Source organism: Corallococcus sp. AS-1-12, assembly GCF_020036995.1.
Classification (GTDB): domain Bacteria; phylum Myxococcota; class Myxococcia; order Myxococcales; family Myxococcaceae; genus Corallococcus.
This window is the reverse complement of sequence record NZ_JAIQDD010000002.1, coordinates 340,922-350,833: the sequence shown is the minus strand read 5'-3', so window position 1 is coordinate 350,833 and position 9,912 is coordinate 340,922. Positions and strand designations below refer to the sequence as shown.

At 71.4% G+C, this 9,912-nt stretch carries 10 protein-coding genes, 2 tRNA genes and 1 pseudogene; 10 read left to right on the top strand and 3 right to left on the bottom strand.

Annotated elements, in window-relative coordinates; genetic code table 11:
• Positions 1 to 134 precede the first annotated feature (134 nt).
• The 9 genes and pseudogenes from K8556_RS03840 (at position 135) to K8556_RS39020 (ending at position 3,679) form a co-directional block, all read left to right on the top strand.
• Entirely contained in the window at positions 135 to 626 is a 492-nt protein-coding gene (locus K8556_RS03840; RefSeq protein ID WP_304503929.1) for a Spy/CpxP family protein refolding chaperone, read from the top strand.
• 114 nt (positions 627 to 740) lie between these two features.
• Positions 741 to 872, top strand: coding sequence for a hypothetical protein (locus K8556_RS39030; RefSeq protein ID WP_255651400.1), 132 nt, complete (start codon positions 741 to 743; stop codon positions 870 to 872).
• A 137-nt stretch (positions 873 to 1,009) separates the two neighbouring features.
• Positions 1,010 to 1,081 (top strand) — tRNA-Val (locus tag K8556_RS03835).
• 11 nt (positions 1,082 to 1,092) lie between these two features.
• Positions 1,093 to 1,169: transfer RNA gene (locus K8556_RS03830), tRNA-Asp, on the top strand.
• A gap of 219 nt (positions 1,170 to 1,388) precedes the next feature.
• Positions 1,389 to 1,748 (top strand): hypothetical protein, encoded by a 360-nt coding sequence (locus K8556_RS03825; RefSeq protein ID WP_223738633.1) that lies wholly within the window; start codon positions 1,389 to 1,391, stop codon positions 1,746 to 1,748.
• 91 nt (positions 1,749 to 1,839) lie between these two features.
• A complete protein-coding gene (gene rpmG, locus K8556_RS03820) occupies positions 1,840 to 2,004 on the top strand; it encodes a 50S ribosomal protein L33 (protein WP_128795753.1) in 165 nt (54 codons plus the stop codon).
• A gap of 5 nt (positions 2,005 to 2,009) precedes the next feature.
• Positions 2,010 to 3,245: a zinc metallochaperone GTPase ZigA gene (gene zigA / locus K8556_RS03815; protein WP_370639884.1), complete on the top strand. Its 1,236-nt coding sequence runs from the start codon at positions 2,010 to 2,012 to the stop codon at positions 3,243 to 3,245.
• Between the two features lie 55 nt (positions 3,246 to 3,300).
• Positions 3,301 to 3,399: pseudogene (locus K8556_RS39695) on the top strand (DUF1826 domain-containing protein); the annotation flags it as partial.
• Between the two features lie 43 nt (positions 3,400 to 3,442).
• Complete coding sequence (locus tag K8556_RS39020; protein WP_255651343.1) at positions 3,443 to 3,679, top strand: DUF1826 domain-containing protein; 237 nt, start codon at positions 3,443 to 3,445, stop codon at positions 3,677 to 3,679.
• A 61-nt stretch (positions 3,680 to 3,740) separates the two neighbouring features.
• On the opposite strand, the gene K8556_RS03805 is transcribed toward K8556_RS39020, so the two are convergent.
• The 3 genes from K8556_RS03805 to K8556_RS03795 all read right to left on the bottom strand — a co-directional run bounded on the left by K8556_RS03805 (position 3,741) and on the right by K8556_RS03795 (position 7,829).
• The gene (locus tag K8556_RS03805; RefSeq protein WP_223738631.1) at positions 3,741 to 4,622 is read right to left on the bottom strand and encodes a heparin lyase I family protein; all 882 of its coding nucleotides are present in this window, start codon (positions 4,620 to 4,622) and stop codon (positions 3,741 to 3,743) included.
• 275 nt (positions 4,623 to 4,897) lie between these two features.
• Complete coding sequence (locus K8556_RS03800; protein WP_223738630.1) at positions 4,898 to 6,343, bottom strand: sigma-54 dependent transcriptional regulator; 1,446 nt, start codon at positions 6,341 to 6,343, stop codon at positions 4,898 to 4,900.
• Positions 6,333 to 7,829, bottom strand: coding sequence for a HAMP domain-containing sensor histidine kinase (locus tag K8556_RS03795; protein WP_223738629.1), 1,497 nt, complete (start codon positions 7,827 to 7,829; stop codon positions 6,333 to 6,335). Before K8556_RS03795 ends, K8556_RS03800 begins: the two co-directional genes overlap by 11 nt.
• Positions 7,830 to 8,080: 251 nt before the next feature.
• Here K8556_RS03795 and K8556_RS03790 point away from each other — a divergent pair, with 251 nt between their 5' ends.
• Positions 8,081 to 9,763, top strand: a complete 1,683-nt coding sequence (locus tag K8556_RS03790) for a SulP family inorganic anion transporter (protein ID WP_223738628.1) — start codon at positions 8,081 to 8,083, stop codon at positions 9,761 to 9,763.
• Positions 9,764 to 9,912: the final 149 nt, after the last annotated feature.

Genomic DNA, 9,912 nt, shown 5'->3' with positions numbered 1-9,912 from the left:
AGCCCCGGGCCTGAGCGGCACGGGACGTCGTGGGGGACAAACCCCTCCCATGAGTCCCTCACGGTGTCCTCGTGCCCTCAGTCCATGGGCCTTCCGGGTGCGGTCATCCTGTGCAATCGGAGGTACCCATCACCATGAAGCGCCACCTGTTCATGCTGGGCCTGCTGTTCGCCGTTCCCACCTTCGCCAGCTCCACCCCCACGTCCCAGGGCTCGTCCCAGGACGCGCGCCGTCCGCCCCCGTTCGAGCGCAAGTCGCCCGTCCAGGTGCTCATCGACCACCGCCAGGACCTGGCCCTCACCGACGCCCAGGCCGCGAGCCTGGAGCGGATCCAAACGGCGCTCGACGCGAAGAACGCGCCCGTGAAGCAGTCCCTGGAGGCCCTGCGCCCACCCGCGCCGCCGGACCGAACCCAGGGCACGCCGTCCGCGGAGGACAAGGCCGCCCATGAGCAGGCCCGGGGCCTCTTCGAGCAGCTCCGCGCCAACGACCTGGCCGCGTACCAGCAGGCCGAGCAGGTCCTGACGGACGCCCAGAAGTCCCAGGCCCGCACGCTCCTGGAGACGGAGCGCCGCTCACACGGTCCCGGCCACGGCGGGCGCGGCGGTCCGCCCCGAGGCGAATAGCCCCCCACCGCGGGTCCGGCCCCCTGCTCGCCAGGACGGCCGGAAACCCGGCGGCTTGGAGTGTCGTTTCCTGAAAGTCACGAACTCCCCGTCAGGATGTCAGACGGCCTCCGTATGGTGTCGCGCATGGAGGCGATGATGCAGACGATGTTGGTGTTCGTGCCGGTGGCCCTGTTGGTGGGCGCCGTGTTGATGATTCCCCGTTCCCGCCGCCGCGTGCGGCGGTGGAAGGTGCGGGCCGGGTAGCAGGCGGATCCGCGCCCGTCGGATCCGCTCCCCACCGAGGGAGCGGAGCGAGCAGCAGGGGCCCCGAAAACAGATGCTTGACGTGAGCGGAGGGGGACGGTACAAGCCGCCTCACTGAGTCACGGCGGGGCCGCGCAGGGCGGATAGCTCAGCGGTAGAGCGGCGCCCTTACAAGGCGATGGTCACAGGTTCAATCCCTGTTCCGCCCATATAGGTTTGTGGGGAGTTAGTTCAGTTGGTTAGAACGCCGGCCTGTCACGCCGGAGGCCACGGGTTCAAGTCCCGTACTCCTCGCCACTAGAGAGGCCCGGAACCGAAAGGTTCCGGGCCTTTCGCTTTTCTGGCCCTCCCGGCCGCGGACGACGGCTCCTGACGACGGTCGTTGGCGCGCTCCTCCACGCAGCCCCGCGCATCGCCCGCTTGCCTTTAATTGCAACCCGGTTACATTAACAACCCTCACCCATGAGGCCCTGGCTTTCACATCCTCGGCGCCTTGGAGCGGGGGTTCTCGCGGCCGTGTGGCTGCTCGTGCCCCTGCTGGCGCTGCTGCACGGCACCCACGCCCACCGCTTTTGCGCCGCGCATGGGACCTTCGAGGACGCGGCGCCGGCGGCGGATGACGGGCCCCGGCTGGCCGTGGCGGACCCCGCCGTGCCGCGCGTCCTCCACGCCGCCCCCGAGGGCTTCGGGGGTGGGGGGCATGAGCAGTGCCCACTGCTCGGCGCATGGGCGCGTCAGGGGCTGAGCGGCCCGAGCCAGGCCTGGGGGACGGGTGTCTCCCCCCAGGAGGCGTCCCGGGCCGTGAGCCTGTCGCGGGTGCCCCCCCAGCTCGAACCGCTGTTCACCGCGCCGAAGGGCTCTCCCCCCCGCGCGTAGTCAGTGTCGTGCCGTCTCTTGAGCGCGGTGCGCTGGCGCCCCCGTGCGCCCGCTCGCGCTCCCCCTGACCCCGCCTTCAAGGACTCGCGCCATGCCCAAGGGCAACCGCACCATCATCCATCTCGTCTCGACCGCGAACACCGGCTACTTCTACACAACGACGAAGAACAAGCGGAAGTCGCAGGAGAAGCTCCAGCTCAAGAAGTACGACCCGCGCGTCCGCAAGCACGTGCTCTTCGTGGAGGGCAAGCCTTGAGCGCGCTGGAGGCTCCGGCCCGGCTGCCCGTCACCGTCCTCTCCGGGTTCCTCGGCGCGGGGAAGACGACGCTCCTCAACCACGTCCTGCACAACCGCGAGGGGCTGCGCGTGGCGGTCATCGTCAACGACATGAGCGAGGTGAACATCGACGCGAAGCTCGTCGGCGGCGCCGCGGCGCTGAGCCGCGTGGACGAGCAGCTCGTGGAGCTGTCCAACGGCTGCATCTGCTGCACGCTGCGCGAGGACCTGCTCCGGGAGGTCGCCCGGCTCGCCCGGCAGGGGCGCTTCGACTACCTCCTCATCGAATCCACCGGCATCTCCGAGCCGCTGCCCGTGGCGGAGACGTTCACCTTCACGGACGAATCCGGCCAGGGCCTGTCGGACGTGGCCCGGCTCGACACCCTGGTGACGGTGGTGGACGCGCTCAACTTCCTGAGGGACTGGGAGGGGGCGGACGCGCTGGCGGAGCGCGGACTCACCGCGGCGCAGGAGGACGAGCGCACGGTGGTGGACCTGCTGGTGGAGCAGGTGGAGTTCGCGGATGTGCTCGTCCTCAACAAGACGGACCTCGTCCCGCCGGAGGACGTGGCCCGGCTGGCCCAGGTGCTGCGCAAGCTCAACCCGGAGGCGAGCCTCGTCACGGCGGAGCGGGGGCGCGTCCCGCTCGCGGCGGTGCTGAACACGGGCCGCTTCGACTTCGAGCGCGCCCGGCGCGCTCCGGGATGGCTCAAGGAGCTGCGGGGCGAGCACACCCCGGAGACGGAGGAGTACGGCATCCGCAGCTTCGTCTTCCGCAGCCGGGTGCCCTTCCATCCCTCCAGGCTGTGGCGCTTCATCCACGGCAGTTGGAAGGGCGTGCTCCGCTCCAAGGGCTTCTTCTGGCTCGCCACGCGCCATGACCTGGCCGGGCTGTGGGCCCAGGCGGGGGGCGCGTGCAGCTTCGAGCCCGGCGGGCTGTGGTGGGCCGCCGTCCCCCGCTCCGAGTGGCCGGACGACGCGGAGGCGCGGGCGGAGATCGAGCGCGAACGGGTGGGCCCGCATGGAGACCGGCGGCAGGAGCTCGTCTTCATCACCCGGGACGCGGACCATGAGGTGATGGCGCGGCAGCTCGAGGCGTGCCTGCTGACCGCCGAGGAGCTGGCGCGCGGGCCGGCGCGCTGGGCCCGGATGAAGGACCCCTTTCCGGACTGGGTGGTGACGCGGGCCGCGGACGACGCACCCGCGGAGGAGGTGGCGTGATGCGCGCGGCCCCGTCACTGCCCTCCCGCGAGGAGGCGCCCTGTTCGACGCGTGGGTGGAGGACCTGAACTTCCTGCCGCGGCTCCATGTGGACCTGCTGGGCGCCGGGTCGCTCGGCGTGCGGCTGCACACGCTGGGGCGGGACCTGTGTCCGCGCTTCCACGTGGACCGGGTGGGGGTGCGGCTGCTGTGCACCTATGCGGGCCCCGCCACCGGGGTGGCTGGAGAACCCCCAGGTCGTCCGGAGCGCGTTGGGCCCCGACGGTCAGGTGGCGCGCCCGGGCGCCTTCGTCCGGCCCCTGGAGCGCTTCGACGTCGCGCTCCTCAAGGGCGAGGCGTGGCCCGGGAACACCGGCAACGGCGTCGTCCACTGCTCGCCCGCCATCGCGAAGGACGGGATGCGGCGCCTCTTCTTCTCCATTGAAGCGGTTTGAGGAAACCACCATGTCCAAAGTCTGTCGGGTCACCGGGAAGGGGCCGCTCCCGTGAGGTCCGCTAGGAACAGGGGAACACGGAGGCCAGGGTCAGGCCTTCCATCATGCCGCTGTGGACCAGGTAGCTGACGCGCTCACCGTAGTACTTCTGGCTCCGGTACAGCCCATGCTTCAGGTACGGGCGCTGCGAACCCTTGGTGGCGGTCGTCATCACGTTCCAGGACCCCATCGGCTGGGGAAGGTCCGTCCCCGTGCTGTACCAGAGCTCGACTTCACCGACCGGGTGCCCGTCCTTCGTCTTGTTCGAGAACTTCACCCGCACCACGAAGTTGTGCCATTCGTTGTATTCGAACGGGACGGTCCAACTGGGCTCATTTCCATCAAACTCGAGCCCGATGTAAGGCTTCTTGTTCTTGTTCTTGACGCTGAAGGCGATGGGCGGGCTCCCCTGGTCACTGGCCTGATGCCATTGCGTGAAGACCTGCCAGACGCCCCGCTCGCCCGGCCCGATGGGGAAGAGCTTCTTCCCCTGGGCGTCCTCCTTCGGAAACCAGGTGCTCCAGCGATAGAAGTATTGCTGTCCATCCTTGGAGCCGTTCTTCGGGAAGTGGACGAGCTCGCTCCTGCTGACGCCATCGGTCCGCTTCCTCACCGTGACGTAGAAATTGTAGGGCTCACCGAAGTGACGGAGGGCCGGGTCGGCGACGGGACGGACGCTCATCACGCTCTTTGCCATCTCCGGGGTCTTGGAGATGGTGCTGCCCGTTCGGGAGTCCTGGACCTGGGTCTGGTCCCAGGCCGCGAAGGTCGGGCTGTCAAAGCCCCGCCACAGCGGAGCGGCGGCGGACGGGCTGGCGAATGTCTCTGGAGCGATGATGGGCCAGCGTTCGACCTCGCGGACGTCCGTCTCCTCAAGCTGCGTCTCGGTTCCCGGTTCTTGCATTTCAGCCTCCGTGCGACTCCACGAGAACCTGACTTCACGCCGAAGGAGGCGCACCTCCCTGACCGCGAAGCGGCACCTTCGCTGATTGCGCTGGGACGGCACGACGGGACGCTGACCTGCCGGGCCGGGTGGCCAGCCCAGCCCGGGCGGGCGCCTACTTCCCCTACGCCATGGGCTCCGCGTCGGAGACAAGGCCACGGCGCAGCACCTGGCGGTGTGCGTGCGCAGCGCGCCGCCTCCCGCCCAGCATGTCTGCCCGGGGCCGGCGGGCGGGCTCAGCGCGTGGGCCCGCCCTCGGAGGCTCCCTTGAAGTCGGCGGCGGACAGGCCGTGCCGCTTGAGCAGGTCGTAGAAGTCGCTCCGGTTGCGCCCCGCCATCCGGGCCGCGGCGCTGACGCTGCCGCTGCTGCGCCGCATCGCCTCCGCGAGGTACGCGCGCTCGAAGGCGTCACGGGCTTCGCGCAGCGAGGGCAAGGCCTCGGTCCCACTTGGGATGCCCGGCAACTGCGCGCTCTCCGCCGGGGGCCGCTCCAGCGCCTGCCCCAGGCGCGGCACGTGGCGCGGCTGGAGCTCGTCCGCGCCGGCCAGGAGCACCGCGGCCTCCATCTCGTGGATGAGCTCCCGGACGTTCCCAGGCCAGCCATAGCGCTGCATGAGCTCCACCGTCGCGGGCGCGAGGCGCGGCGGACGCAGGCCATAGCGGTTCGCCGTGCGCTCCAGGAAGAGCTGCGCGAGCAGGGGGATGTCCTCCAGCCGCTCGCGCAGGGGCGGCAGCTCGATGGGCACCACGTGCAGCCGGAAGTAGAGGTCCTGACGGAAGCGCTTCGCGGCCACCTCCTCCGCGAGGTCCCGGTTGGTGGCGGCGACCACCCGCACGTCCACGGGCTCCTCCGTGTCCGCGCCCACGCGCGTGAGCCGCTGCTCCTGCAGCACGCGCAGGAGCTTCACCTGCACGGACGGGGACGCCTCGCCCACTTCGTCCAGGAACAGCGTGCCGCCGTTGGCCGCGCCAAACAGGCCCTCTCGCTCGCGCACGGCCCCGGAGAACGCGCCCTTCACGTGCCCGAACAGCTCGCTCTCCAGCAGCTCTGGAGGCAGGGCGCCGCAGTTGACCGCGACGAAGCGCTCCTTGCCGCGGCGCGAGAGCACGTGGAGCATCCGCGCCGCCAGCTCCTTGCCGGTGCCGCTCTCGCCGGTGAGCAGGACCGTGGCGTCGGTGGGGGCGATGCGGGCAATCACCTCGCGCACGCGCGAGATGGCATCGCTGATGCCCAGCAGCAGCGGCTCGCCGTCCTCCCCCATGCGCCGCCGCAGCTCCGCCACCTCCCGGCGCAGCAGCGAGCGCTCGAGCGCGTGCGTGAGCTTCTGCATGAGCTCGTGGTCGTGGAACGGCTTGGTGAGGAAGCCGTAGGCCCCCTCCTGCATGGCCTGCACCGCGGTCTCGATGGAGCCGTGCGCGGTGAGCATGATGACGGGCAGCTCGGGAGCGCACTGCCGCGCGGCCCGGAGCACGTCCATGCCGTCCATGTCCTCCAGGCGCAGGTCGAGCACCATCGCGTCCACGCGCTCCCGCGCGATCCGCTGCAGCGCGCTCCTGCCCTCGCCCTCCACGGTCACGCGGTAGCCGCGTGACATCATCCGCATGGACATGAGCTCCGCGAGTTGGAGGTCATCGTCCACCAGGAGCACGTGGGGCTGCTGGACGGTGGTCTCAGGCGTCAAGGCGGACTCCAGGGGTCGCGGGGTCTTCAAGGGGAATCCAGAAGGTGAAGGTGGCGCCGGGCCCGTGCGTCTCCGCGAGCGACAGCTCCCCTCCGTGCGCGGTGATCATCTCCCGCGCGATGGTCAGGCCCAGCCCCGTGCTGCGGCGCCCGCCGACCTCCAGGCTCGCGAAGGGCCGGAAGATCCACTCGCGCGCGTGCGCGGGCACACCCGGGCCCTCGTCCGACACGGACAGTTGGACCGCGGGCACGGGGCTGGCGGCGCCAGGGCGCTTGCGGCTCACCAGCTCACATGTGATCCGCACCGTCTTGCCCGCGCTGGAGACGGAGATGGCGTTGCTCACCAGGTTGGACAGGGCGCGCTCGACCAGCGCGGTGTCCATGGGCGCGCGCACGGGCTTGGAGGCCGCGACGTACACCAACTGGACCTTGCGCTCATCCGCTTCGAAGGCGAGGTCCTGGAGGACGTGCTGGACGATCTGCTCCACCGAGGCCCCTGCGTTGCGTTGCAGCGGCTGGCCGGACTGCACGCGCGACAGGTCCAGCACGGAGGTCACCATGCGAATCTCCCGCTCGCACGCCGCCTGGGCGAGCTTCACCACGCGGGCCTGCTGCTGCGTCAGGGGGCCCGTGCTGCCATCGCCCAGGAGCGAGAGGGCCTCGCGCACCCGGGCCAGCGGCGTGCGCAGGTCGTGGGACACCGAGGCCACGAACGCGCTCTTGAGCTGATCCAACTCCGCCAGCCGCCCCCGCATGCGGTCCAGGTCCAGCGAGAGCGCGCGCAGCTCCTCGGGGCCGCGCAACGGGGGCAGCGGGCTGAAGTCCCCCTGGCCGATGCGGCGCGCGTGCGTGGAGAGCAGCGCCACCGAGTTCGACACCGCGCGCGCCTGAGACAAGGCGAGCGCCCCCGCGGCGAGGATGCCCAGCAGGCCGAAGAGTCCACCGGAGCGCAGCGCCGCCGAGCCGATGGCGCGCGCGTGGTCCTCCTTCGCCTGGATGGCCAGGCGCATGTCCCGCGTGCGCTCGGACCACACCGTGGTGAGGACCTCATCCAACTGAAGCCGCCGCTCCCGCAGGGGGAACGACACCATCGACTCACAGGTGCCGGCCTGCTCCAGTTGCAGCGCGTACTGCACGTAGTCCTGGGCGCTCGCGCGGAAGCCCGCATCGAGCCGCTCCGTGCCGGCGCGGAGCGCGGCCTGGAGGTCCTTGCGTGCGTTGGCGACAGCGTGGTGCACGGAGACCGCGCTGCTGTCGTGCTGCTCGCAGGCCACCACCCCGCGCCGCACCGCCAGCTCGAGCGCCCAGGCCGCGACGTACACGCGCTGCTCCCGCTCGAAGGACGCGAGCTCCTCCTGGCCCACGCTCGCCACCACCTCGTGGGTGTGCATGAGGCCCACGGCCATCTGGGAGAACGCGGCCACCAGCAGCGCGGTGACCACCGCGTAGGACAACAGGAGCCGGGCGCGCAGTCGGAGCACCAACATGGCGCGCAATCTAACGCGCGTCCGCGCGCACGGCCCGTCCCTTCGCACGGCCGTCTGTCGGTCCCGACAGTGTCGGTCCGGGCCGACAGGGGCGCTGCTGGGGTGGACCGACAGCGGGATACGCCGCCCTCTGGGACAGCGGCTGGCACGGCACCTGAAAGGTGCCTTCGTCCATGCGTTCGACAACCGCTCTCTCCAAGCGACCTTTCTCGACCCGGCGTGCGGGCGAGCTCCTCCAAAGCTGGCGCGAGATGGTGCACCCAAGCAGCCTGCCAGCCGACGCCGCCGCGGGCCTGAGCGTGGCCTGCGTCGCCCTTCCCCTCAACGTCGCGCTGGCCACCGCGGCGGGACTGCCCGCGAGCGTGGGGCTCGTCTCCGGCGTGGTGGCCGGCGTCGTGGGCGGGCTGCTCAGCGGCAGCCGCTTCCAGGTCACGGGCCCGGAGGCGGCGCTGCTGCCCCTGGCCGCGGCCATCGTGGCGGCGCACGGGGCCGCGGGGCTCGCCATCGCCACGGTGCTCGCGGGCTTCATGCAGGTGGCGCTGGGGCTCGTGCGCGCCGGGCGCTTCGCGCGGCTCATCCCCCGGCCGGTGGTGATGGGCTTCACGGTGGGCATCGGGCTCTTGCTGCTCAACACGCAGCTTCCGCGGCTGTTCGCGGTGGAGGACACGCACGCGAACGCCGTGGCGCTCGTGATGCAGCGCACCTGGGGGAGCCACGTGGGCTGGCTCGGGGTCGCGGCCGGAGCGCTCACCGCGCTGGCCATGGTGACCCTGCCCCGGGTGCACAAGCGCATCCCCGCGGTGCTCGTGGGGCTGACGCTCGGCACCGTGCTCATGGTCTCGCTGGGGGCGGGCTACGACGCGGTGGGCGCCCTGCCGCGCTCGCTGCCCGTGCCGGCGCTGCCGTCCTTCGAGGGCGTGCACCTCGCGAGCCTCCTGCCGGCGGCCGTGGGCCTCGCGCTGCTGGCGTCGCTCGGCTCGCTGCTCGCGACCAGCTCCCTGGATGCGCTGACGGGGGCGCGCACCCACAGCGACCTGGACCAGGACCTCATCGGCATGGGCCTGGCCAACATCGCGGCCGGAGTGTTCGGCGGCTTCCCCGTGATGGGCGCCATCGTGCGCGCCAGCGCGTCCATCCAGGCGGGTGCGCGCACCCGCGCCGCCTCTGTCCTGCACGCCCTGTGGCTCTTCGTGGCCATGGCGCTGCTCGCGTCCCTGGTGGCGCGCATCCCCATCGCCGCACTCACCGCCATCCTGCTCGTCGTGGGGGTGCGCCTGCTCAATCTGGAGGGCCTTGTTGCCATGTGGAATCAATCCAAGTCGACGTTGAGCGTGGTGGTCGTCACCGCGCTGGGCATTGCAGTGTTCAACGTGTTCGCCGGCATCGGGGCCGGGCTCGCGCTGGCGAGCATCCTCTACGTGCGGCGCCACGGCGCCCTGCGGCTGGAGGTGCAGCGGGTGACGGATGCGTCGCAGCTCCAGCGCGGCCTGCACATGCAGCCCCCGGAGGCCTCCAACGCCCCGGAGGCGATGGACCTCATGGTCGCGCGCGTGGACGGGCCCATCCTGTTCATCAACCACCTCAAGCTCTACGACCTGGTCGACGGTCCGCCCTGGGCGAAGCTCGTGGTGGTCGACCTGTCGCGGGTGTCGCTCGTGGACGCCGCGGGGGTGGCGACGCTCCAGTACCTGGCGGAGTTCCTCGCCGTGCGCGGCTCGCACCTGGCCCTGGTGAAGGTGCCGCCCCACCTGGAGGCCGCGCTCGAGCCGCTCACGCAGCACCTGCTCGAGAAGCGGCTGCACGGCTCGCTCGAGGGCGCGCTCCTGGGGGCGGGCCTCATGCCCCCCGCGCCCCTGGAGCCGGCCGTCGCGCTCCCGGCGCACCCCGTGCCCCTGGAGCCTGTCGCCCGCCCCGCGCACTCCGCGCACCCGTGAAGCGCGGTGCACGGCGTCCACCGCCCTGGACGCCGGAGCCCCGGGCGTGACGGCGGACCGCGAGGTCCGCCTGGAGGGCAGGCAGGTGTTGGATTCCGCGCAGGGGGCCGCGAACTCCTGGCATCCGCCAGGGTCTCGCATGACGCTGG